Here is a 23,649-nt window from a genome sequence, read left to right as displayed (position 1 = left end):
AGTACCGGCCTCGGTCGAACGGATCGCCGCCACATCGCGGCCACGTCGTTGCACCCGAGATCGCGATCCCATACGTTCCGTTTTGCAGCTAAATGTCGTATCTCTCTCGCGCCCGGAGCCGCCCATGTCCGCCCTCTTCCACGGCACGGACCTTCGCGCCCCGCAGCGCGACGACTGTCCCTGGTGCGGCTCGACCCGACTGCGCACCCGCCTGCGTACCGACGGCTTCACGCTCGACGCCTGCGGCGACTGCGCCCACGCCTTCCAGAACCCCGGCCTCCTCCACTACCCGCACCAGGACCGACCGCGCCGCGGCCGCCTGCTGGCCACCGCCCGCGCGATGCTGCGCTTCCCGGAACCGGAGAGCTGGCTGGACGTCGGCACCGGCGACGCGGCGTTCCCCGAGGCGGCCAAGGAGTTCTTCCCCTACACCTCCTTCGACGGCGTGGACATCACCTCCCGCGTGGAGTGGGCCCGAGCCGCGGGCCACCTGGAGGAGGCCTACACCGGCGAGCTGACCGAACCCCACCTCACGGCACATCTGCGCGCCCGCTACGACGTGGTGAGCGTCCTGCACCACCTGCACCGCACCCCCGAGCCCCGCGAACAGCTCCGGGCGGCCCTGACGGCCCTGCGCCCCGGCGGCCACCTGCTGCTGGAACTCCCCGACCCCGACAGCGCGTTCGCCGCACTCCTCGGCCGCTGGTGGCACCCCCGCACCCGCCCCGGCCACCTCCTGCCCCGCTCCAACCTCCGCGCGGAACTGGCGGAACAGTCCTGCACGGTCGTCACCACGACCCGCTGCGACTACTCCCGGGCGTACCGGATCATCGCCCGCAAGCAGCCCGCGTAGCCGTCACCCCGACCGTCACCCCCGCAACGTCACCGCCTGGCCCGCCACCACCAGCAGCACGTGCTCGCACTCACCCGCGAACGCCGCGTTCAGCCGCCCCAGTTCATCCCGGTACCGCCGCCCCGACGCCGTCGCCGGCACGATCCCGGACCCCACCTCGTTGGAGACCGCCACCACGGTCCGCCGCGTGCCGCGCACCGCCTGCGTCAACTCCCGCACCCGTTCCCTGAGCGCCCGTTCCCCGCCGTCCGCCCACACCGCGTCGTCCCACGCCCCCACGGCGTCCATCGCGTCCGTCAGCCACAGCGACAGGCAGTCGATCAGCAGCGGCGAGCCGTCCTCGGCCAGCAGCGGCACCAGGTCGCAGGTCTCCGTCGTACGCCAGGACCCGGGCCGCCGCTCCCGGTGCGCCGTCACCCGGGCCGTCCACTCGGAGTCCCCGCCGCGCAGCCCACCGGTGGCGACGTACAGCACGTCCGGGAACGCCTCCAGCCGCCGTTCCGCCTCCACCGACTTCCCGGACCGCGCCCCGCCCAGCACCAGGGTCCGCCGCGGCACGTCCGGCACCTCCTCGTACGCCCCCACCACCAGCGTCGTCCCGTCCGGCACCGCCCGCGCCCCCAGGGAGGCCAGCCGCCGCCGCACCTCGGCCCCCGGCGGCACGTCATGGTCCAGATGGACGGCGATCACATCCGTCGTCGGCCGGACCGCCCCCACCGCCCGCAACCGGGCCAGCGCGTCCGGCCGCCCCAGCACATCGGCGACGACCATGTCGTACGCCCCGCTGTCGCCGTTCTCGAGCCCGGCCGGCGCGCTGCCGGGCGGCAGATACAGCAGCCGCTGCCCGTCGGGCCCGGTCACCGCGTACCCCGTGCCCCCCGCGTCCATCGCCATGGCCCGCACCCGGTGCCCCGTCAGCAGCGCCAGCTCCCGCCCGTCCGGCACCCGGCCCGGCGCGGGCAGCCCGGCGGGCACCTCGACGGCCGGTCCGTCGTGCGGATGCGACAGCAGCACCTGCCGTACGCCCGCCAGGGAACGCCCCGCCCGGGCGGCCGCGAACGCCGCCCCGGGCGTCAGGTCCAGCAGCAGGGCCCCGTCCACGAGCAACGCGGTCGCGGCCCGGGCGGCCGGACCCAGCGCGGTGGCGCAGGCCGCGCAGGGGCATTCGGGACGGGGGAGGCCCGCGGGGGCGCCGGTGCCGAGCAGAGTCAGTTCCACGGACTGATTTTCACCGGTCAGGATGCAACCCGCGCGACTGGGGCGCCCTCACAGGGGTACGGGGGACCGCGCGACCGGCCCCCACCCGCCCCCAGATCACCAACCGCCTCGATCTTGTTCGCGGCGGCTTGCGCAGCCAATAGGCTGACGTGGACCACAGCTCACCTAGGAGGCCCCGCATGGCAGCTTGGATCTGGCGCTTCGAGAAGGCCGACGGGACGGAGACCGCTCCCGCCGTGGAGCCGGAGGAGTTCACCACCCAGGGAGACGCCGAGTCCTGGATCGGCGAGGTGTGGAAGGACCTGGTGGCCGGCGGCGTGGACCAGGTACGGCTGTTCGAGGACGCCACGGAGATCTACGGCCCGATGAGCCTGCACGCCGACGAGGCGTAGCTCCGAGCGGCGGCGCCGGAGAGCGGGGCGCCCGCAGATGCCCCGCCCTCGCCGTCACTGCTCGCCCAGCGTCACGTCCACCGTCCGCTCGCGGCCGTCCCGGGTGTACGTCACCGTCGTCCGCTCACCCGGCTTCTCCGCCGCGAGCGCCTCGGTCAGCGAGGTGATGGTCGTGATCTCCGCGTCGCCCAGCCGGACGATGATGTCGTCGGGCCGGATCCCGGCCCGGTCCGCCGCGCCGTCCTCCCTGACCTCGACCACGTCGACGCCGACGGCCCGGTACTCGGCGTCCACGACGGTCCGCGCGGTGATGCCGAGCGCCGCCCGCCCCGAGTCCGTGACCCGGCCGTCCTCGATGATCTGGTCCGCGATCGTCCTCACCATCGACGCCGGGATCGCGAACCCGATCCCGGGCGCCGCGCTGTCCCCGAGACCGGGATCGGTGGCGGCGAGCGTCGGGATGCCGATGACCTCGCTGTCCAGGTTCACCAGGGCGCCTCCGCTGTTCCCGGGGTTGATCGCGGCCGACGTCTGCACCATGTTGCCGATCGTCGCGCCCGTGCCACCCGCGGAGCGGCTTTCGGTGACGGTCCGCCCGGTCGCCGAGACGATGCCCTGGGTGACACTGGAGGAGAGGCCGAGCGGCGAGCCCATCGCCAGGACGATCTGGCCGACCTCGACCTTCGCGGAGTCCCCGAACCGGGCCGCCTTCAGCCCGTCGGGGGACCGGTCCAGCTTGATGACCGCGAGGTCCTGCTCGGGGTAGGAGTACACGAGCCGGGCGGAGAGCTCCTCCTCGCTGTTGGCGGTCGTCACCCGGAACGTCCGCCCGTCCCCGACGACATGCGCGTTGGTGACGACGTGCCCCCGGCCGTCATAGACCACCCCCGACCCCAGATCGTTGCCGGCCTGGATCTGCACCACCGACGGCAGGACGTCCTCGATCACCTTCCGGTAATCGTCCTGGAGATCGTTCGCCGCGGCGGGAACCGCGGCCTGCGTCGTCGTGGCGTCCGCCTCCGCCCCGGAGCCGGACCCTGAACCGGTGCACCCGGAGAGCAGGGCGGCGGAACACAGCAGCACGGCGGCGCCGAGCCGCGAGCGGGCACGGGAAGCGTTCATGCCCCCGAGTCTCACGTCGCCGGGCAGGTCCGGCCTTCGGTGCACACCCGAACGGGGTTCAGCCCCGTACCCCGCACAGGTGCAGCAGCGCCGCCAGGCCGCGGTAGGGATCCGTGCGTCCCGCCCGCTCCTCGGCCGCCAGCAGCGTCTCCACGTCGGCCGGGATCGGCGCGTCGTCCGCCGCGGTGTCGGTGAAGACCCGTACGCCGTACCAGGACTGCAGCGGGGCACCGATGCCGGCGAGGGTCGCGGTGAGGGTGGAGAGGCGGTCGGCCCGTACGTCCAGGCCCAGCGGGATGGGGGTCCCCCTGTTCGAGTCTGTTCGAGGATGGGGGAGGTAGGCGGTGGTGTCGAAGGCGGCCAGCGCCCCGGCCCAGTCGCCGGACAGGCCGGGCCGCATCGCCAGCGCGTCGCCGTTGCGGACCAGCAGCGAGAGCAGGCCGCCCGGGGCGAGCACCCGGGCCAGACCCGCCAGCAGCGGATCGGGTTCCTCCACGTACATCAGCACACCGTGGCAGAGCACCACGTCGAAGCTGCCCGGCAGGAAGTGCGCCCCGGTCTCCCGGCCGTCCCCCTCGATGACCCGCATGCGCTCGCGGATCCCCTCCGGCTCGCCCGCCAGCGCCTGCCGCGCCGCGGCGATCATCGTCGCGTCCTGCTCCAGGCCGGTCACCTGGTGCCCGGCCCGCGCCAGGCGCAGGGACTGAGTGCCCTGGCCCATCCCGACGTCGAGGATCCGCAGGCGCCGCCCGACCGGGAAGCGCCCGGCTATCTGCTCATCGAGCTGCCGGGCCATCAGCTCCTGCCGTACGACGTCCCGCAGTCCACCCGGCTTGGTCAGCCAGGCATGCGCCGCGCCCCCGGAGAACGGCGTCGTGCTCAGGGCCGCTCCCCGCGCTTGACCTGCGGCTTGGGCAGCCGCAGCCGGCGCATCTGGAGGGACCGCATCAGGGCGTAGGCGACGGCGCCGCGCTTGTTGTCGTCCGGGTAGCGCTCGTTCAGCTGCTTCTTGAGGCGGTAACCGGTGACGATCGAGTCGAGCACGATCAGCACGATCACGACCAGCCACAGCAGCAGCGCGATGCTCTGCATCGCGCCCACCCGGACCATGCTCAGCACGAGGATGATCACGGCCATCGGGAGGAAGAACTCCGCGACGTTGAAGCGCGAGTCGACGAAGTCGCGCGCGAAGCGGCGCACCGGGCCCTTGTCACGGGCCGGCAGATACCGCTCGTCGCCGTTGGCCAGCGCCTCGCGCTGCCGGCTCAGGGCCTGCCGGCGCTCCTCGCGCTGACGCTTGGCGGCCTCCTTGCGCGTGGTCGGCGTATGGGCGACGCTGCGCCGCTGGGACTGGGCCTCACTGCGCTTGGGCGTGGGCCTGCCCTTCGGGGCCTGCGGGTCGCGGGGCTGATTGGAGTCGGTCAGGGTCGCCTTGTCGGCGACCGATGCCTTCTCATCCTTGGCACGGCTACGGAACACAAAACCCAAGGGTACGGGGTCGTCGCGCATGGACCCCAGCCCGGTGGGGAACGAATCGGCAACACCGGTCGTCCTGTAGGGGACAGAGGGGACGTTGCATGCGTTTCCGGGAACCCCGGGGAACACCTACTCCCTACGCCGGAGCCCGAGCGCACGCAGTCGTCCTTGGGGATGAGCGCATCCGTCCCCGAACAGTGCGGTAATGGATGCAGGGCCCGTACTGTGGGTTCTGTCGCAGGTGCTGGAGCTGGAGTCGTCAGAAGGGGGCGCGCGAAGCCCATGAGCGGTGTCATGAAGCGTATGGGGATGATCTTCCGCGCGAAGGCGAACAAGGCCCTTGACCGGGCCGAGGACCCGCGCGAAACCCTCGATTACTCGTACCAGAAGCAGCTGGAACTGCTCCAGAAGGTGCGCCGCGGAGTCGCGGACGTGGCGACCAGCCGCAAGCGCCTGGAGCTCCAGCTCAACCAGCTCCAGTCGCAGTCGTCGAAGCTGGAGGACCAGGGCCGCAAGGCGCTCGCGCTGGGCCGGGAGGACCTGGCCCGCGAGGCGCTGTCCCGACGGGCGGCGCTCCAGCAGCAGGTGACCGACCTGGAGACCCAGCACGCCACCCTCCAGGGCGAGGAGGAGAAGCTGACCCTCGCCGCCCAGCGACTCCAGGCCAAGGTCGACGCCTTCCGCACGAAGAAGGAGACCATCAAGGCCACCTACACCGCCGCCCAGGCCCAGACCCGGATCGGCGAGGCCTTCTCCGGCATCTCCGAGGAGATGGGCGACGTGGGCCTGGCGATCCAGCGCGCCGAGGACAAGACCGCCCAGCTCCAGGCGCGGGCCGGCGCCATCGACGAACTCCTCGCCTCCGGTGCCCTCGACGACCAGTCCGGCATGCACAAGGACGACATCCAGGCCGAGCTGGACCGGCTCTCCGGCGGCACCGACGTGGAGCTGGAACTGCAGCGCATGAAGGCGGAGCTGGCCGGGGGCACGTCCGGGCAGCAGGCCCTGGAGGGCGGCAACGGCCAGTCCCAGTCCCAGCAGCAGCCGCAGGACACCCCGCGCTTCGACAAGCAGTAGGCCCACGCCGAGGAGGGCGACATGATCGTACGGATCATGGGGGAGGGGCAGGTGAGACTGGCGGACAGCCACCTCGCCGAACTCAACGAACTCGACAACGATCTGCTGGCCGAGATGGACAGCGGCGACGGCCCCGGCTTCCGCCGCACCCTCCAGGCCCTGCTGACCCGGGTCCGGGAACTGGGCGACCCCCTCCCGGACGACTCCCTCGAACCCTCGGAACTGATCCTCCCGTCCCCGGACGCCACCATCGAGGAAGTCCGGGAACTGCTCAGCGACGACGGTCTGATCCCGGGGTGACCAAGGGGGCTTCCCGGTGTGGGTCCGGTTTCCCCGGACCCCGCGTACCGTAAGCAGCCGTGAACACCCTCGACCGCGCCAGAGCCCACCTCAAAGCGCATCCCCTCGCACTGGACGCGGCGCTCGCCACCGGCGTCCTGATCTGCATGGTGGCCGGCTCGTTCGTGGACCCGCACGGCGAGGACGGCGTCACCTGGGGCCTGCGCACCCCGGACGCCCCCAGCATCGTCCTCATGGCCGTCGGCGCCGGCGCCCTGGTCTTCCGCCGCCGCGCCCCCCGGACCGTCCTCGCCGTCGCCGGCACCCTCTCCGTCATCGAGAGCGTCACCGGCGACCCGCGCGCCCCCGTCGCCATGTCCGCGGTCGTCGCGCTCTACACCGTCGCCTCCACCACCGACCGGCACACCGCCTGGCGGCTCGGCCTGCTCACCATGACCGTCCTGACCGGCGTCGCCATGCTCGCCGGCCCCCTGCCCTGGTACGCCCAGGAGAACCTCGCGATCTTCGCCTGGACCGGCATGGCCGCCACCGCCGGCGACGCCATCCGCAGCCGCCGCGCCTTCGTCGACGCCATCCAGGAACGCGCGGAACGCGCCGAGCGCACCCGGGAGGAAGAGGCCCGCCGCCGGGTCGCGGAGGAACGCCTGCGGATCGCCCGCGACCTGCACGACGTCGTCGCCCACCACATCGCCCTGGTCAATGTGCAGGCCGGGGTCGCCGCCCACGTCATGGACAAGCGCCCCGACCAGGCCAAGGAGGCGCTGGCGCACGTACGCGAGGCCAGCCGCTCCGCGCTCAACGAACTCCGCGCCACCGTCGGACTGCTGAGACAGTCCGGCGACCCCGAGGCACCCACCGAACCCGCGCCCGGCCTGGACCGCCTCGACGAACTCGTCGGCACCTTCCGCAGCGCGGGCCTCCAGGTCGAGGTCGCCCGCGCCGACCAGGGCACCACACTGCCCGCCGCCGTGGACCTCGCCGCCTACCGGGTCATCCAGGAAGCCCTCACCAATGTGCAGAAGCACGCGGGCAACGAGGCGAAGGCCGAGGTCAGCGTCGTCCGCGTGGGACCCCAGGTGGAGATCACGGTGCTGGACGACGGCCGCCACGACGAGCAGGCCCCGCCCTCCGGCGGCGGCCACGGGCTGCTCGGCATGCGCGAACGCGTCACCGCCCTGCGCGGCACCCTGACCACCGGTCCCCGCTACGGCGGCGGCTTCCGGGTGCATGCGATCCTGCCGGTCAAGACCCGTGCCGCCGCCACGGGAGAGCCGGGGGAGACCGTATGACCATCCGTGTCCTGCTCGCCGACGACCAGGCGCTGCTGCGCAGCGCCTTCCGCGTGCTGGTGGACTCCGAACCCGACATGGAGGTCGTGGGCGAGGCGTCCGACGGGGCCCAGGCGGTGGCGCTGGCCAAGGAGCAGCGCGCCGACGTCGTCCTGATGGACATCCGGATGCCCGGCACCGACGGTCTCGCCGCCACCCGCATGATCAGCGCCGAGCCGTCCCTCGCCCAGGTCCGCGTGGTCATACTGACCACCTTCGAGGTCGACGACTATGTCGTGCAGTCGCTGCGGGCGGGCGCCTCCGGCTTCCTCGGCAAGGGCTCCGAGCCGGACGAACTGCTGAACGCCATCCGGGTCGCCGCCGGCGGCGAGGCCCTGCTCTCCCCGGCCGCCACCAAGGGCCTGATCGCCCGCTTCCTCGCGCAGGGCGGACCGGGCGACGACGAGCGGGAACCGGCCCGCGCGGAACGGCTCGACGCGCTCACCGTGCGCGAGCGCGAGGTGCTGGTGCAGGTCGCCGGCGGCCACTCCAACGACGAGATCGCCGAGCGCCTGGAAGTCAGCCCGCTGACCGTGAAGACCCACGTCAACCGGGCCATGGCCAAGCTGGGCGCGCGGGACCGGGCCCAGCTCGTGGTGATCGCGTACGAGTCGGGCCTGGTCCGTCCGAGGGTGGACTGAGCGACGCGGGCGCGTACTGCGCCGGGAGTATGCGCGGCGTGAGGAACAGCACCTCGGGGCTACGAATGAGGGGTTCCGGATGGCTCAGGGTGTAGGAGCCGCTCTGCTCGACAGAAGAGAGACCCTGATCCCATGTCCTGGCTGTCCAGATTCAGCCTCGCGCAACGAGCCCTCGTCGGGCTCATGTCGATCATCGCGCTCGCCTTCGGAGCGATCGCCATACCCCAGCTCAAGCAGCAGCTGCTGCCGTCCATAGAACTGCCCATGGTGTCCGTGCTCGCCCCCTACCAAGGCGCCTCCCCGGATGTGGTGGAGAAGCAGGTCGTGGAGCCCATCGAGGACAGCCTCGAAGGCGTCGACGCCATCACCGGCGTCACCTCCACCGCCAGCGAGGGCAACGCCCTGATCATGGCGTCCTTCGACTACGGCAACGACACCCAGCAGCTCGTCGCCGATGTCCAGCAGGCCGTCAACCGGGTCCGCGCCCAGCTCCCGGACGACGTCGACCCGCAGGTCGTCGCCGGTTCCACGGACGACATGCCGACCGTGGTGCTCGCCGTCACCGCCGACAAGGACCAGCAGGCCCTGGCGGACCAGCTGGACCGGACGGTCGTGCCGGACCTGAAGGACATCGACGGCGTCGGCCAGGTCACCGTCGACGGCGTGCGGGACCTCCAGGTCACCGTCACCCCGGACGACGCGAAGCTGGCCGTGGCCGGTCTGACCGCGCAGTCCCTCACCGAGGCCCTCCAGGCGGGCGGCGCCACCGTGCCGGCCGGCTCCTTCGACGAGGCCGGCGCCAACCGCACCGTGCAGGTCGGCGGCGGCTTCACCGCGCTGGACCAGATCGAGAACCTGCGGATCAAGGGCGACGGCAAGCCGGTCCGCCTCGGCGCGGTCGCGAAGGTCGAGCAGGAGCAGGCACCGGCCGACTCCCTGACCCGGACCAACGGCGAGCCGAGCCTCGCCGTCATGGTCACCATGGACCGCGACGGCAGCGCGGTCGCGATCTCCGACGCGGTGGACGACAAGCTCGCGCAGATGCGCGAGGACCTCGGCGCCGGTGCCGAGGTGACCGTCGTCAGTGACCAGGGCCCGGCGGTGGCGAAGGCCATCGACGGCCTGACCACCGAGGGCGCGCTCGGCCTGCTCTTCGCGGTCCTGGTCATCCTGGTCTTCCTGGCGTCGATCCGCTCCACGCTGGTCACCGCGGTGTCCATCCCGCTGTCGGTGGTGCTCGCGCTGATCGTGCTGTGGACGCGGGACCTGTCCCTGAACATGCTGACGCTGGGCGCCCTGACCATCGCCATCGGCCGGGTCGTGGACGACTCGATCGTGGTCCTGGAGAACATCAAGCGCCACCTCGGCTACGGCGAGGAGCGCGAGGAGGCCATCCTCAAGGCGGTCCGCGAGGTGGCGGGCGCGGTGACGTCCTCCACCCTCACCACGGTCGCCGTGTTCCTGCCGATCGGCCTGACCGGCGGCATGGTGGGCGAGCTGTTCGGCTCGTTCAGCCTGACCGTGACCGCGGCCCTGCTGGCGTCGCTGCTCGTCTCGCTGACGGTCGTACCCGTGCTGTCGTACTGGTTCCTGCGCGCCCCCAAGGGCACCCCCGAGGACGCCGAGGAAGCCCGCCGCCGGGCGGAGGAGAAGGAGGCGAAGAGCCGCCTGCAGCGCCTGTACGTCCCCGTCCTGCGCTTCGCGACGCGGCGCCGCCTGACCAGCGTGGCCCTCGCGGTCGTCGTCCTCATCGGCACCTTCGCCATGGCGCCGCTGCTGAAGACGAACTTCTTCGACCAGGGCGAGCAGGAAGTCCTCACCGTCAAGCAGGAGTTGCAGCCCGGCACCAGCCTGGCCGCGACCGACGCCCAGGCACGGAAGATCGAGCGGCTGCTCGGGGACACCGAGGGCGTCAAGGACTACCAGGTCACCATCGGCTCGTCCGGTTTCATGGCGGCCTTCGGCGGCGGCACGGACACCAACCAGGCGTCCTACTCGGTGATGCTGGAGGACTCCGCGTCCTCCGAGGAGGTCACCGACCGCATCGAGGACGGCCTGAAGAAGCTCGACGGCGTCGGCACCACGACCGTCGCCGCCGGTGACGGCTTCGGCAGCCAGGACCTGAGCGTCGTGGTGAAGGCGGCGGACGCCGGGGTCCTGCGCGCGGCCGCGGAGGAGGTCCGCAAGGAGGTGGCGGGCCTGGACGACGTCACCGACGTCACCAGCGACCTGTCGCAGAGCGTCCCGCGGATCTCGGTGCGCGCCAACGGCAAGGCGGCGGCGGCCGGTTTCACCGACGCCACCCTCGGCGCGGCGGTCGCCCAGGCGGTGCGCGGCACCACCGCGGCGCAGGCCACCCTGGACGACACCGAGCGCGATGTCGTGATCAGGACGGCGAAGCCCGCGCGGACCCTCGACGAACTCGGGGACCTCCGCCTGGGCCCGGTGCGGCTGTCCGACGTGGCGACGGTGAAGCTCGTCGACGGACCGGTGTCGATGACCCGGATCGACGGCCAGCGGGCCGCGACGATCACGGCGAAGCCGACCGGTGACAACACCGGCGCGGTCAGCGCGGATCTCCAGTCGAGGATCAACGGCCTGGACCTGCCCGCGGGCGCCACGGCCGAGATCGGCGGGGTCTCCGAGGACCAGGACGAGGCGTTCGCCAACCTGGGCCTGGCCATGCTGGCGGCCATCGCGATCGTCTTCATGCTGCTGGTGGCGACCTTCCGCTCGCTGGTCCAGCCGCTGATCCTGCTGGTCTCGATCCCCTTCGCGGCCACCGGCGCGATCGGCCTGCTGGTCGCCACCGGCACCCCGATGGGCGTTCCCGCGATGATCGGCATGCTGATGCTGATCGGCATCGTGGTGACCAACGCGATCGTGCTGATCGACCTGATCAACCAGTACCGCAGGCAGGGCTACGGCGTGGTCGAGGCCGTGCTGGAAGGCGGCCGGCACCGGCTGCGCCCCATCCTGATGACGGCCCTGGCGACGATCTTCGCCCTGCTCCCGATGGCGCTCGGCGTCACCGGCGAGGGCGGCTTCATCGCCCAGCCGCTCGCGGTGGTGGTGATCGGCGGTCTGATCACCTCGACCCTGCTCACCCTGCTCCTCGTCCCGACGCTCTACACGATGCTGGAGCTGCGCAAGGAACGCCGGGCGAAGAAGCGCGCGGCGAAGCGGGAGCAGCAGGCGGAGGTACCGGACCGGCCGGAACCCGTGAAGGTGTGACCGAAGCGGCCGGGTCCCGTCCATGGCGGAACGGGGCCCGGCCGTATCCTGTGCCCTCAACGGACGTACGGGGGAGAGGGATCGGGGCGTGCCACTGCACAGGGACGATCCGAAGTCGGTCGGCGGGTACCGGCTGGTCGACCGGCTGGGAGCCGGCGGCATGGGCGTCGTCTACCGGGGAAGGTCGCGCTCCGGCCGCGAGGTCGCGGTCAAGGTGGTGCACGCCCAGTACGCCGAGGACCCGGTCTTCCGCACCCGCTTCCGGCAGGAGATCGCCGCCGTCCGCAAGGTGAGCGGCGCCTTCACCGCGCCGGTCGTGGACGCCGACCCGGAGGCGGCCCGGCCCTGGATGGCGACGCAGTACGTGCCGGGGCGCTCGCTCGCCGAGCGGATCCGCGAGCTGGGCCCGCTGCCGGAGTCCGAACTGCGGCGGCTGGCGCTGGGGCTGGTCGAGGCGCTGCGGGACATCCACCGGGCGGGAGTGGTGCACCGCGACCTCAAGCCCGCCAACGTCCTGATGGCCGACGACGGCCCCCGCGTCATCGACTTCGGCATCTCCCGCGCCGCCGGGAACAACACCCTCACCGAGACCGGCCAGATGATCGGCACCCCGCCGTTCATGTCCCCGGAACAGCTGACGGACGCCCGCTCGGTGGGCCCCGCCTCGGACGTCTTCTCGCTCGGCGCGCTGCTGGTGTACACCCTGACCGGCCGGGGCCCCTTCGACGCGGACAGCCCCTATCTGACGGCGTACCGGGTGATCCACGACGAGCCCGTGCTGGACGGCGTGAGCGAGCCGCTGCGGGCGATCCTGGAGCGCTGTCTGACGAAGGAGCCCGCGGACCGGCCCGGACTGGACGAGCTGGCCGGACAGTTCGCTCAGCTGCGGCCCGACGCCTCGGCGGAGGCCCCGACCACGGTGCCGTTGCGCTCGGAGGCGGCGGCGGTGCAGCTGACCCGGGCCGAGCCGGACCCCGGGTCCGGCCCCCGGCGCGTGCGCGGGCTGCTGTGGGCCACTACAGGCACGGTGGGCGCCCTCGCCCTCGGCCTGACGGCGTATCTGCTGACCGGACCCTCCGCCGGGGACGACGTCACCCGGGCGGGCTCCGCCGCGCCCGCCCGGTGGGCGCCCCCGCCGGCCGGCTGGCGGCCCTGGCAGACGACGGTGTACGCCCCCGCCGAGCGCGGCGAGGAAAAGGGACGTGACCTGGTGGCTGAGGGGCCGGACAGCGGCCCGGAGTGCCGGCTGTACGAGGGCTCCGTCTACTGCGCGGGCGACGGGGTGCTGCCCGTGCGGGTGGACGGGCTCACCGGGCGCACCGACTGGCGGGCGGACGTGGCCCGACCGGCCCGGGGCAAGGTGTCGTACGTCTACGAGTTCCTCGGCGTCGTCGACGACGCGATGCTGGTCGAGCACCGGCCCCAGATGGGGCAGGACAGCATGGGCTCGGTCGCCGCCTTCGACACGGACACCGGGAAACGGCTCTGGCAGCGCGCGGTGAACACCCGATGGACCCGCCCGCACCTCTCCGGCGACCTCCTGATCCTGCCCGACGGCGGCGAGGGCGGTTCGGTGACCGCCCGCTCGCCCCGCACCGGCACCGGGCGCTGGACGACGCCGCTCCCGAAGGGGCAGTACTGCTATGCGGCGACCACCGTGGCGGACCTCTACCTGGAGTGCGTCCCGGGCATCACGGCCACCGACGACATGCTGCTCGTGGGGTTCGACCGCTCCGACGGCTCCACGCGGCGCCTGACGGTGCCCCACCGCGGCACCCTCGCCGGGATGCAGGACGGTCACCTGCTCTACCTCGACCCGGCCGCGAACGAGTACGGGCACGTCCTCGCGGGCGACGAGGGGCCCTTCTCCCGGATCCGGCTGGTGCACCCGGACACCGGCGCCGGGACGACGACCGAGCTGGCGGCGGACTTCGAGGGCAAGGTGACCCTGGCGGAGGGCACGCTGTGGTTCACCGGCTCCTCCGGCCGGGTGACCGCGGTGTCGGTCCGCACGGGCAAGCAGCTGTGGCGGAAGTCGACGAGCCTGGAACAGCCGGGCGCCGTCACCCACGACCCGCGCGCCGGCGTGGTCTACGTGTCCAGCGCCAGCGGCCGGGTCGCCGCCCTGGACGCCGGGAAGGGCACGCTGCTGTGGGAGACCCTGCCGCGTGCCCGGTGGGTGGCGGGCCGGTCGGCCCCGCTGCCCGAGGTACTGCGCCGGCGGGGCGCCCTGGTCGTCGCCACCCCGGCCGGCGACCTCTTCACCCTCGACCCCGCCCACCCCGACCGGAAACCGGTGCCGGGGTGAGCGGGGTCGCCGTCAGGGCCTGACGGGCTACGGCAGCGCCAGCATCCGCTCCAGCGCCAGCTTCGCGAACGCCTCGGTCTCCTTGTCGACCTCGATGCGGTTGACGAGGTTGCCCTCGGCCAGGGACTCCAGGGCCCAGACCAGGTGCGGGAGGTCGATGCGGTTCATGGTCGAGCAGAAGCAGACCGTCTTGTCGAGGAAGACGATCTCCTTGCCCTCCGGCGCGAAACGGTTCGCCAGACGGCGGACCAGGTTCAGCTCGGTGCCGATCGCCCACTTGGAACCGGCCGGGGCCGCCTCCAGCGCCTTGATGATGTACTCGGTCGAACCGACGTAGTCCGCCGCGGCCACGACCTCGTGCTTGCACTCGGGGTGGACCAGGACGTTGACGCCCGGGATGCGCTCGCGGACGTCGTTGACCGAGTCCAGCGAGAAGCGGCCGTGCACCGAGCAGTGGCCGCGCCACAGGATCATCCGGGCGTCGCGCAGCTGCTGTGCGGTCAGGCCGCCGTTCGGCTTGTGCGGGTTGTAGACGACACAGTCGTCGAGCGACATGCCCAGGTCCCGTACGGCGGTGTTGCGGCCCAGATGCTGGTCCGGCAGGAAGAGAACCTTCTCGCCCTGCTCGAACGCCCAGTCCAGGGCCCGCTTCGCGTTGGACGACGTACAGATCAGGCCACCGTGCTTGCCGGTGAAGGCCTTGATGTCGGCGGACGAGTTCATGTACGCCACCGGGACGACCTGTTCGGCTATCCCGGCCTCGGTCAGCACGTCCCAGCACTCGGCGACCTGCTCGGCCGTGGCCATGTCGGCCATGGAGCAGCCGGCCGCGAGGTCGGGCAGGACCACCTTCTGGTCGTCGCCGGTCAGGATGTCCGCGGACTCCGCCATGAAGTGCACGCCGCAGAACACGATGTACTCGGCCTCGGGGCGGGCGGCCGCGTCCCGGGCCAGCTTGAAGGAGTCGCCGGTGACGTCCGCGAACTGGATGACCTCGTCGCGCTGGTAGTGGTGGCCGAGCACGAACACCTTGTCGCCGAGCTTCTCCTTGGCCGCGCGGGCACGCTCGACCAGATCCGGGTCGGACGGCGAGGGGAGGTCGCCGGGGCACTCCACACCGCGCTCGCTCCTGGGGTCGGCCTCACGGCCGAGGAGCAGCAGGGCGAGGGGCGTCGGCTGTACGTCGAGCTCCTGGGTCTGGGCGGTGGTCACGACACGCACCCTTTCTGTTCTGCGGTTCAGCGGCCCGGCGGGACCGGGTCGGTGGGGTCACCATCTGGCTTTTCGTCGAAATGACGCTATCTATCATAACCGCTTCACGTCAGTTTGACGATGGGCATAGCGTCCATGTGACGTGAATCCCTGTGAGCGGTCTTTCATTCCCGAAAGAGCCGTTTTCCGCTCCGCGGCGGGTGTGCGAGCATGAAGAAGGAACCGCACGAACCGGTAAGACAAGCGCCCCGCCCGGAATGAATCCGGGGCCGCGCAGGTTGCAACCGTCGGCAAGCAGTCTCCGTACAACCCGGGAGAGATGTAGATGTCCGTATCGGACGAGACCAGCACCGTCACCGACGGCATCGTCCTGACCGACGCCGCCGCGTCCAAGGTCAAGGCCCTGCTCGACCAGGAAGGCCGCGACGACCTGGCCCTGCGCGTCGCCGTCCAGCCCGGCGGCTGCTCCGGCCTGCGCTACCAGCTCTTCTTCGACGAGCGCTCCCTCGACGGCGACGTGGTGAAGGACTTCGACGGCGTCAAGGTCGTCACCGACCGGATGAGCGCCCCGTACCTGGGCGGCGCCACCATCGACTTCGTCGACACCATCGAGAAGCAGGGCTTCACGATCGACAACCCGAACGCGACCGGCTCCTGCGCCTGCGGCGACTCCTTCAACTGACAGGCAGCACCCGTCATGACGGCGGCGCCCCCGGACGACCGGGGGACGCCGCCGTCGGCGCGTCCGGCCCCGCTACCGCGCCGAGGTCTCCGGCAGCCGGGCGCCCGGCTTCTCCAGCGGGATCGCCTCGCCGTCCGGGCCGACGACCTTCCGATCGCCGAGCGGCTCGTCCAGTCGCACCGTGCGGTGGTACACCTTGGCGACCAGGATGCAGACCTTGTCGGCCCGAGGGGTCTCGGTCACCGTGACCGTCACCGCGTCCCCGTTCTCGCGCGCGCTGACGTCGTAGTCGGCGCACACCCCGCCGGTGAAGGCGACGGTGAGCTCCCTGCCCTCGCTGGTGTAGCCGTCGGCGCTCATCTCGCGGGTGGTCCGCTCGTCGTCCGGCCCGGTCGGCCGCGGGCTCGGCTGCTCGGTCGGCGGCCCGGACGGCGCCGTCGAGGCCAGGAACCTCGGGTCGATCGCCGGATGGGTCACCGTGAAGCTGTCCTGCGCGCCCGGCGCCCGGACCCGGAACAGCCAGGACGGCACGAGCGCCTGGCGGGCGTCCACATGGTGCGCGGCCAGGCCGAACACGGCCTTCTCGACCGTGATGGTGTCCTTCTTCCCGGCCTCCCCGCACGCCGCCTCGTCCTCCAGCGGTACGGGACTGGCGCAGCCCCCGATGCCCGCGCGCGGGTCGTCCGCCGGCGCCGAGTTCATCAGCGCGAGCGTCTTCTCGGCGCTCAGCACGGGATAGGTGTCGTTCTTGCCCGGCGCCTTCAACTGACCGCTGCCGCCGACCACCTCGCCCTGCGCGCTCACGGTCACGCCCGTCGTCCAGCCGTAGGTCGGCAGCCCGCCGACCACCGGCTCGGCGTTCACCACCCGCTGGGCGTCCATGACCTGGCTCGCGTCGAGCTTCGCGTCGTCCTGGCCCACCGCCTTCAGCACCGGGGCGGCGGCCTTCTTCGCGGCCTCCTCGCTCACCGGGTCGACGGCGTCGCCGCCGGGCTTGTCGGTGCAGACGGCCGGGCTCTCACAGCTGTCCCCGCCGGGGGCGTACCGCTGGAAGGTCCAGGTGCCCGGCGCCTGCTGGTTGACCTGCAGACTCGGCCCCGACCCGTCCTTGCCGCCGATCCGCCAGGCCTGCCCCTGGAGCACCGGCTTCCCGGCGACCCCGAGCGCCGCCGCGAGCCGGGTCACCTCGTCCGCGGTGACCTCACCCCGGGCCCGGTACACCGGAGCCGAACCGGGCCCCTGCGGCAGCGCGCCGGGGACCTCGAAGGTGGCGCCGTACGGATTCGGCTCCCCGGGCGCGATCCCGCTCGCCGGGCCCTCGGAGTACCCGTCGAGCGCGAGCGGCGGGGGAGTGTCCGCCCCGGGTGCCCCCGAGGAGGTGCCGTCGTCCGAACCGTCGGAGGCACCGGCGGCGAGGTAGGCCCCGCCACCCCCGACGAGCAGCACCGCCGCGGCCACGGAGGCGATGATCACGGGGGAGCGGCGCCTGCCCGCACCGGAGTCCGTGCCGTGCTCCTCCGCGGCGCCCTCGCGTCGCGCGGAGTTCTCGTCGGCCCCGACGGTGTCATCGGCGTCCCGCGCGGGGCCGGTGTTCTCGACGGCGCCGGGCTCGGCCGCGTCGTCGTCGGGTCGCTCGGTGTTCACCGCATCGCTCCTTGGGTCGTATCCCGCATCCCCTTTCCGGGGGACAGCGATGGGACGCGGCACACGAGCGCACGGTTCCCGCGAGGGACGGATTCAGTCACCGTAGTCCGACATCGCGTCCAGCAGCCGGGCGGACCTGTGCGGCACCTCCACCCCGTGGATGAGCGAGGGGGAGACCGGTCGCGGGGTGATCCGGTCGGGAACCGCCCAGTGGGGAGCCATCCGGGCGCAGTCCCCGCGCAGCGCCGCCAGACCGCCGTCCAGGTCGGCCGGAGCGGGAACCGGAGCCTTGAGTTTCGTCATAGCCGAACCGTAGACACGCCATGGCCTGCGAAGAAAGATCTACTATCGGGTAGTTTTGGGCGCTTCTGAGTCACTCCCGAACCGGGTAGCGTGAACTGTCAATCCGCCTCCGCATCCGCAGGAGAACCCCAGCCGTGCGCATCGCAGTCACCGGCTCCATCGCCACCGACCACCTCATGACCTTCCCCGGCCGCTTCGCCGACCAGTTCGTCGCGGACCAGCTGCACACGGTCTCGCTCTCCTTCCTGGTCGACAACCTGGACGTCCGCCGGGGCGGCGTCGGCGCGAACATCGCCTTCGGCATGGGCCAGCTGGGCACCCGGCCGATCCTCGTCGGCGCCGCGGGCTTCGACTTCGACGAGTACCGGGCCTGGCTCGACCGCCACGGCGTCGACACCGAATCGGTGCGCATCTCCGAGACCCTGCACACCGCGCGCTTCGTGTGCACCACCGACGCCGACCACAACCAGATCGGCTCCTTCTACACGGGTGCCATGAGCGAGGCCCGGCTCATCGAGCTGAAGACCGTCGCGGACCGCGTCGGCGGCCTCGACCTGGTCCTCATCGGCGCCGACGACCCCGAGGGGATGCTGCGCCACACCGAGGAGTGCCGTTCGCGCGGCATCCCCTTCGCCGCCGACTTCTCCCAGCAGATCGCCCGGATGAACGGCGACGAGATCCGGATACTGCTGGACGGAGCCACCTACCTCTTCTCCAACGAGTACGAGAAGGGGCTCATCGAGTCCAAGACCGGCTGGTCCGACGCGGAGATCCTGGCCAAGGTCGGCTGCCGCGTCACCACGCTGGGCTCGCAGGGCGTCCGGATCGAGCGGTCCGGCGAGTCCCCGATCGAGGTCGGCTGCCCCGAGGAGGAGCGCAAGGCCGACCCCACGGGCGTCGGCGACGCCTTCCGCGCCGGATTCCTGTCGGGACTGGCCTGGGGGGTCTCCCTGGAGCGCGCCGCGCAGGTCGGCTGCATGCTCGCGACGCTCGTCATCGAGACGGTGGGCACCCAGGAGTACCAGCTGCGCCGCGGGCACTTCATGGAGCGCTTCATGAAGGCGTACGGCGACGAGGCCGCGGCCGAGGTCCAGGGCTACCTGCGCTGATCTCAGCTCACCCGGCGGACGAGATACGCCGTTCCTCGCTCCGCCGGTTCCTCACCCGCGTACTCCTGCCCCCGCATCTCGCACCACGCGGGGATGTCGAGGCGCGCCGCCTCGTCGTCGGACAGCACCCGCACCGTGCCGCCGACCGGCACGTCCCCGATGACCTTCGCCAGTTCGATCACGGGGATCGGGCAGCGCTTGCCCAGGGCGTCGACGATCAGGGCATCGACGATCAGGGCGTCCTCGCGTACGGCGGTCGTGGGCGTCGGCGCACCGAGCTTCTCCCGCACCGACGCCACCGTCTCCGGCAGCACCTCCAGGAACCGCTCCACGTCCTCCCGCGCGGTGCCGGGCGGCAGGGACACCCGGACGTTGCCCTCGCTGAGCACCCCCATCGCCCTCAGCACATGGCTGGGCGTCAGCGTGCTGCTCGTACAGGACGAACCGGATGAGACGGAGAAACCGGAACGGTCCAGCTCGTGCAGGAGTGTCTCCCCGTCGACATAGAGACAGGAGAAGGTGACGACCCCGGGCAGCCGGCGCACCGGGTCGCCGACCACCTCCACGTCCGGCACCAGTTCCGGCACCCGGGCCCGGATCCGGTCCGTCAGCTCCCGCAGCCGCGCCGCCTCCTGGGCCGCCTCGGCCCGCACCGCCCGCAGCGAGGCCGCCGCCGCCACGATCGCCGGCAGGTTCTCGAACCCGGCCGCCCGCCCGGACTCCCGCTCGTCCGACGGCCCTTGCGGGGCGAACCGCACCCCCTTGCGCACCACGAGCAGTCCGACTCCGGAGGGCCCGCCCCATTTGTGCGCACTGCCGGTGAGCAGCGACCAGTCCCCGTCGACCCGCCCCCACCCCAGCGACTGCGCCGCATCCACGAGCAACGGCACGCCCGCCTTCCGGCACACCGCGGCCACCTCGGCAACGGGCTGCTCGGTCCCCACCTCGTGATTGGCCGACTGCAGACAGGCCAGCGCGGTGTCCTCCCGAAGCGCTTCCGCGTAGTCCGAGGGGGCCGCCTTTCCCATTCGGTCGACCGCCACCTGGGTGACCGAACCGCCCTCTTTCTCGTGGATCTCGGCGGAATGCAGCACGGACGAATGTTCAACGGCTGACACGATGAGGTGACGTCCCACCCGCCGCCGCCCACCCAACGCCCCCGCGATCCCGGCATGCACGGCCTGGGTACCGGAAGCGGTGAAGCTCAGCTCGTCAGGACGGCACCCCACGGCCTCGGCAGCCGCCTCCCGAGCGGCATCCAGCAACATCCGAGCCCTGCGCCCCTCGCGGTACAACCGCGCAGGATCAGCCCACCCTTCATCAAGGGAGGCCAACAGCGCCTGACGAGCAACGGGATGGAGCGGAGAAGCGGAAGCAGCGTCGAAGTAGGACACACGGCAACGCTAACCCCCTCAGGGGCGCGGGGAACTGCGCGATCAGCCACAAACTGCCCGCACCCGCCAATTCAGCTAACCCACGGAGCGACTAGGCACCCCTCCCCGCGAACCCTCGGAGAGGGTCGGCTAGGGTTTGGTCCGCATAAACATCCAAACCCCTGCCCGACGCAGGGCGGCGACCGACCACCGAGTAAGGCAGGCCGCAGCCAATCCGCGCGGGCGAGACTCTCGGGAAGGCGCTACGTGAGTCCCAACGGCTCCGACCGCTCGCCGCGGCGCCCGATGCGGCGGAAGCTGCTGCAGGCACTGACCGCGGGCCTGGTCCTGGCGACCGCCACCGGTTGCACATACAAGGACTTCCCCCGCCTTGGTATGCCCACCCCGACCACGGAAGAGGCTCCGCGGATCCTCTCCCTGTGGCAGGGATCCTGGGCTGCCGCGCTCGCCGTCGGCGTGCTGGTGTGGGGCCTGATCCTGTGGAGTGCGATCTTCCACCGGCGCAGCCGCACCAAGGTCGAGGTCCCTCCGCAGACCCGGTACAACATGCCGATCGAGGCGCTGTACACGGTGGTCCCGCTGATCATCGTCTCGGTGCTCTTCTACTTCACGGCCCGGGACGAGTCGAAGCTCCTCGAGCTCAAGGACAAGCCCGACGTCACCATCAACGTCGTCGGCTTCCAGTGGAGCTGGTGCTTCAACTACGTCGAGGGCGTCGGCGGTTCCACCGGTGACGCCACCAAGGCCAAGGAACTGGACGCGATTCCGGACCGCTACAAGGAAGACTTCCCGGCGAATGCCGGCGGCGTCTACGACTGCGGCACCCCCGGCGCGCGCAACCCGCAGACCGGCAACCCGGGTCCGACCCTGTGGCTGCCCGAGGGCAAGCGCGTCCGCTTCGTCCTGACCTCGCGTGACGTCATCCACTCCTTCTGGGTGGTGCCGTTCCTCATGAAGCAGGACGTCATCCCGGGCCACACCAACGCCTTCGAGGTGACCCCCAACCAGGAGGGCACCTTCCTGGGCAAGTGCGCCGAGCTCTGCGGCGTCGACCACTCCCGGATGCTGTTCAACGTGAAGGTCGTCTCCCAGGAGCGCTACGAGCAGCACCTTCAGGAACTCGTGAAGAAGGGGCAGACCGGTTACGTTCCCGCCGGCATCGCGCAGACGAGCCACGAGAAGAACCGGGAGACGAACAACCTGTGAGCATCCTCAACGAACCCCAGGGTGCCGCGGCAGGGTCCCACTACGAGGACGAGCTGCCGGTCCGGCGCCAGAACCGTGGCAGCGTCGTGATCAAGTGGCTCACCACCACTGACCACAAGACGATCGGCACGCTGTACCTGGTCACGTCGTTCGCGTTCTTCTGCATCGGTGGCCTGCTGGCGCTGTTCATGCGCGCCGAGCTGGCCCGTCCGGGTCTGCAGATCATGTCGAACGAGCAGTTCAACCAGGCGTTCACGATGCACGGCACGATCATGCTGCTGATGTTCGCGACGCCGCTGTTCGCGGGCTTCGCGAACTGGATCATGCCGCTGCAGATCGGCGCCCCCGACGTCGCCTTCCCGCGGCTGAACATGTTCGCCTACTGGCTGTACCTGTTCGGCTCGCTGATCGCGGTCGCCGGCTTCCTCACCCCCGACGGCGCCGCCGACTTCGGCTGGTTCGCCTACACCCCGCTGTCCGACGCGGTCCGCTCGCCCGGCATCGGCGCCGACATGTGGATCATGGGCCTGGCCTTCTCCGGCTTCGGCACCATCCTCGGCTCGGTCAACTTCATCACCACGATCATCTGCATGCGCGCACCCGGCATGACGATGTTCCGCATGCCGATCTTCACCTGGAACGTGCTGCTGACCGGTGTCCTGGTCCTGCTCGCCTTCCCCGTCCTGGCCGCGGCGCTGTTCGCGCTGGAGGCGGACCGCAAGTTCGGCGCCCACATCTTCGACTCCGCCAACGGCGGCGCCCTGCTGTGGCAACACCTCTTCTGGTTCTTCGGCCACCCAGAGGTGTACATCATCGCCCTGCCGTTCTTCGGCATCATCTCCGAGGTCATCCCGGTCTTCTCCCGCAAGCCGATGTTCGGCTACATGGGCCTGATCGCGGCGACGATCTCGATCGCGGGCCTGTCCGTGACGGTGTGGGCGCACCACATGTACGTCACCGGCGGAGTGCTGCTGCCGTTCTTCTCCTTCATGACGTTCCTGATCGCCGTACCGACCGGCGTGAAGTTCTTCAACTGGATCGGCACGATGTGGAAGGGCTCGCTGTCCTTCGAGACACCGATGCTCTGGGCGACCGGCTTCCTGATCACCTTCACCTTCGGCGGTCTGACCGGCGTCATCCTGGCCTCGCCGCCGATGGACTTCCACGTCTCGGACTCGTACTTCGTGGTGGCGCACTTCCACTACGTGGTGTTCGGCACCGTGGTGTTCGCGATGTTCTCCGGCTTCCACTTCTGGTGGCCGAAGTTCACCGGCAAGATGCTCGACGAGCGGCTCGGCAAGATCACCTTCTGGACGCTGTTCGTCGGCTTCCACGGCACCTTCCTGGTCCAGCACTGGCTGGGTGCCGAGGGCATGCCGCGGCGGTACGCGGACTACCTCGCGGCCGACGGCTTCACCGCCCTGAACACGATCTCCACGATCAGCTCGTTCATCCTCGGCGCGTCGATCCTGCCGTTCTTCTACAACGTGTGGAAGACCGCCAAGTACGGCGAGAGGATCGTCGTCGACGACCCGTGGGGCTACGGCCGCTCGCTCGAGTGGGCGACGTCCTGCCCGCCGCCGCGGCACAACTTCCTCACCCTGCCGAGGATCCGCTCCGAATCCCCGGCGTTCGACCTGCACCACCCTGAGATCGCCGCTCTCGACCAGCTCGAGAACGCCCCGCACGACGACAAGGCCCTCGCTGGCGGCAAGGAGGCCGGCAAGTGAAGATCCAAGGCAGGATGTTCATCTGGCTGAGCGTCTTCATCCTCGTCATGGCGATCGTCTATGGCATGTGGTCGAAGGAGCCGGCCGGTACGACGGCCCTCTTCCTGGCGTTCGGTCTGGCGATCATGATCGGCTTCTACCTGGGCTTCACGGCCAAGCGGGTGGACGCCGGGGCGCAGGACGACAAGAACGCGGACGTCGCGGACGACGCGGGCGAGGTCGGCTTCTTCAGCCCGCACAGCTGGCAGCCGCTCGCGCTGGCCATCGGCGGCGCGTTCGCCTTCCTCTCGGTCGCCATCGGCTGGTGGCTGATGTACTTCTCCGCCCCGCTGGTCCTGATCGGCATCTGGGGCTGGGTCTTCGAGTACTACCGCGGTGAGAACCGCACCCAGTAGCACGCGCCGAGCGCACGGGAGCCCG

At 71.2% G+C, this 23,649-nt stretch carries 21 protein-coding genes; 13 read left to right on the top strand and 8 right to left on the bottom strand.

All coding sequences use genetic code 11. The features are described 5' to 3' along the window. Positions 1-124: 124 nt before the first annotated feature. On the top strand, positions 125-853 hold the full coding sequence (locus ACWD11_RS06195) for a class I SAM-dependent methyltransferase (RefSeq protein WP_389418472.1): 729 nt from the start codon (positions 125-127) through the stop codon (positions 851-853). 15 nt (positions 854-868) lie between these two features. On the opposite strand, the gene ACWD11_RS06190 is transcribed toward ACWD11_RS06195, so the two are convergent. Continuing rightward, positions 869-2,071, bottom strand: a complete 1,203-nt coding sequence (locus ACWD11_RS06190; RefSeq protein WP_389418473.1) for a bifunctional adenosylcobinamide kinase/adenosylcobinamide-phosphate guanylyltransferase — start codon at positions 2,069-2,071, stop codon at positions 869-871. A 179-nt stretch (positions 2,072-2,250) separates the two neighbouring features. On the opposite strand from ACWD11_RS06190, the gene ACWD11_RS06185 reads away from it, so the two are divergent. Continuing rightward, on the top strand, positions 2,251-2,463 hold the full coding sequence (locus ACWD11_RS06185; RefSeq protein WP_389418474.1) for a hypothetical protein: 213 nt from the start codon (positions 2,251-2,253) through the stop codon (positions 2,461-2,463). Between the two features lie 54 nt (positions 2,464-2,517). Here the strand turns inward: ACWD11_RS06185 and ACWD11_RS06180 are convergent, their stop codons facing one another. The 3 genes from ACWD11_RS06180 to ACWD11_RS06170 all read right to left on the bottom strand — a co-directional run bounded on the left by ACWD11_RS06180 (position 2,518) and on the right by ACWD11_RS06170 (position 5,094). Further along, entirely contained in the window at positions 2,518-3,585 is a 1,068-nt protein-coding gene (locus ACWD11_RS06180) for a S1C family serine protease (RefSeq protein ID WP_451281545.1), read from the bottom strand. 58 nt (positions 3,586-3,643) lie between these two features. Further along, on the bottom strand, positions 3,644-4,381 hold the full coding sequence (locus tag ACWD11_RS06175; protein WP_389418476.1) for a class I SAM-dependent methyltransferase: 738 nt from the start codon (positions 4,379-4,381) through the stop codon (positions 3,644-3,646). A gap of 83 nt (positions 4,382-4,464) precedes the next feature. After that, positions 4,465-5,094 carry a DUF3043 domain-containing protein gene (locus ACWD11_RS06170; protein WP_389418477.1) on the bottom strand — a complete coding sequence of 210 codons (630 nt, stop codon included), beginning with the start codon at positions 5,092-5,094 and terminating at the stop codon, positions 4,465-4,467. Between the two features lie 276 nt (positions 5,095-5,370). Between ACWD11_RS06170 and ACWD11_RS06165 the strand changes: the two genes are divergently transcribed. From ACWD11_RS06165 to ACWD11_RS06140, 6 genes are all read left to right on the top strand, one after another. Beyond that, entirely contained in the window at positions 5,371-6,138 is a 768-nt protein-coding gene (locus tag ACWD11_RS06165; RefSeq protein ID WP_451281870.1) for a PspA/IM30 family protein, read from the top strand. Between the two features lie 21 nt (positions 6,139-6,159). Next, on the top strand, positions 6,160-6,438 hold the full coding sequence (gene pspAA, locus ACWD11_RS06160; protein WP_389418478.1) for a PspA-associated protein PspAA: 279 nt from the start codon (positions 6,160-6,162) through the stop codon (positions 6,436-6,438). Between the two features lie 59 nt (positions 6,439-6,497). Further along, positions 6,498-7,727: a sensor histidine kinase gene (locus ACWD11_RS06155; protein ID WP_389418479.1), complete on the top strand. Its 1,230-nt coding sequence runs from the start codon at positions 6,498-6,500 to the stop codon at positions 7,725-7,727. Next, on the top strand, positions 7,724-8,407 hold the full coding sequence (locus ACWD11_RS06150) for a response regulator (RefSeq protein WP_451281542.1): 684 nt from the start codon (positions 7,724-7,726) through the stop codon (positions 8,405-8,407). The genes ACWD11_RS06155 and ACWD11_RS06150 overlap by 4 nt, the downstream gene beginning before the upstream one ends. Positions 8,408-8,539: 132 nt before the next feature. Continuing rightward, complete coding sequence (locus ACWD11_RS06145) at positions 8,540-11,641, top strand: efflux RND transporter permease subunit (RefSeq protein ID WP_451281540.1); 3,102 nt, start codon at positions 8,540-8,542, stop codon at positions 11,639-11,641. A gap of 88 nt (positions 11,642-11,729) precedes the next feature. Continuing rightward, on the top strand, positions 11,730-13,949 hold the full coding sequence (locus ACWD11_RS06140; RefSeq protein ID WP_451281538.1) for a protein kinase domain-containing protein: 2,220 nt from the start codon (positions 11,730-11,732) through the stop codon (positions 13,947-13,949). Between the two features lie 27 nt (positions 13,950-13,976). Here ACWD11_RS06140 and nadA read toward each other — a convergent pair whose 3' ends face one another. Next, the gene (gene nadA / locus ACWD11_RS06135) at positions 13,977-15,161 is read right to left on the bottom strand and encodes a quinolinate synthase NadA (protein ID WP_389418483.1); all 1,185 of its coding nucleotides are present in this window, start codon (positions 15,159-15,161) and stop codon (positions 13,977-13,979) included. Positions 15,162-15,486: 325 nt separating this feature from the next. Here nadA and erpA point away from each other — a divergent pair, with 325 nt between their 5' ends. After that, on the top strand, positions 15,487-15,843 hold the full coding sequence (gene erpA, locus ACWD11_RS06130; protein WP_389418484.1) for an iron-sulfur cluster insertion protein ErpA: 357 nt from the start codon (positions 15,487-15,489) through the stop codon (positions 15,841-15,843). A gap of 72 nt (positions 15,844-15,915) precedes the next feature. Here erpA and ACWD11_RS06125 read toward each other — a convergent pair whose 3' ends face one another. After that, positions 15,916-17,487, bottom strand: a complete 1,572-nt coding sequence (locus tag ACWD11_RS06125; protein ID WP_451281535.1) for a hypothetical protein — start codon at positions 17,485-17,487, stop codon at positions 15,916-15,918. Between the two features lie 93 nt (positions 17,488-17,580). Further along, positions 17,581-17,790: a hypothetical protein gene (locus tag ACWD11_RS06120; RefSeq protein WP_389418486.1), complete on the bottom strand. Its 210-nt coding sequence runs from the start codon at positions 17,788-17,790 to the stop codon at positions 17,581-17,583. A 134-nt stretch (positions 17,791-17,924) separates the two neighbouring features. On the opposite strand from ACWD11_RS06120, the gene ACWD11_RS06115 reads away from it, so the two are divergent. Next, positions 17,925-18,899 (top strand): carbohydrate kinase family protein, encoded by a 975-nt coding sequence (locus ACWD11_RS06115; protein WP_451120567.1) that lies wholly within the window; start codon positions 17,925-17,927, stop codon positions 18,897-18,899. 2 nt (positions 18,900-18,901) lie between these two features. Here ACWD11_RS06115 and ACWD11_RS06110 read toward each other — a convergent pair whose 3' ends face one another. Further along, on the bottom strand, positions 18,902-20,293 hold the full coding sequence (locus ACWD11_RS06110; RefSeq protein ID WP_451281533.1) for an aminotransferase class V-fold PLP-dependent enzyme: 1,392 nt from the start codon (positions 20,291-20,293) through the stop codon (positions 18,902-18,904). Between the two features lie 246 nt (positions 20,294-20,539). On the opposite strand from ACWD11_RS06110, the gene ctaC reads away from it, so the two are divergent. From ctaC to ACWD11_RS06095, 3 genes are read left to right on the top strand one after another with little or no spacing between them, the layout of a single operon-like run. Further along, on the top strand, positions 20,540-21,499 hold the full coding sequence (ctaC, locus tag ACWD11_RS06105) for an aa3-type cytochrome oxidase subunit II (protein ID WP_389418489.1): 960 nt from the start codon (positions 20,540-20,542) through the stop codon (positions 21,497-21,499). Then, entirely contained in the window at positions 21,496-23,229 is a 1,734-nt protein-coding gene (gene ctaD, locus ACWD11_RS06100) for an aa3-type cytochrome oxidase subunit I (protein ID WP_389418490.1), read from the top strand. Before ctaC ends, ctaD begins: the two co-directional genes overlap by 4 nt. Beyond that, entirely contained in the window at positions 23,226-23,624 is a 399-nt protein-coding gene (locus ACWD11_RS06095) for a cytochrome c oxidase subunit 4 (protein ID WP_389418491.1), read from the top strand. The genes ctaD and ACWD11_RS06095 overlap by 4 nt, the downstream gene beginning before the upstream one ends. The last annotated feature ends 25 nt before the right edge of the window (positions 23,625-23,649 follow it).

It is taken from the genome of Streptomyces sp. NPDC002776 (assembly GCF_053592195.1).
This window is presented reverse-complemented; position numbering and strand designations above follow the sequence as displayed.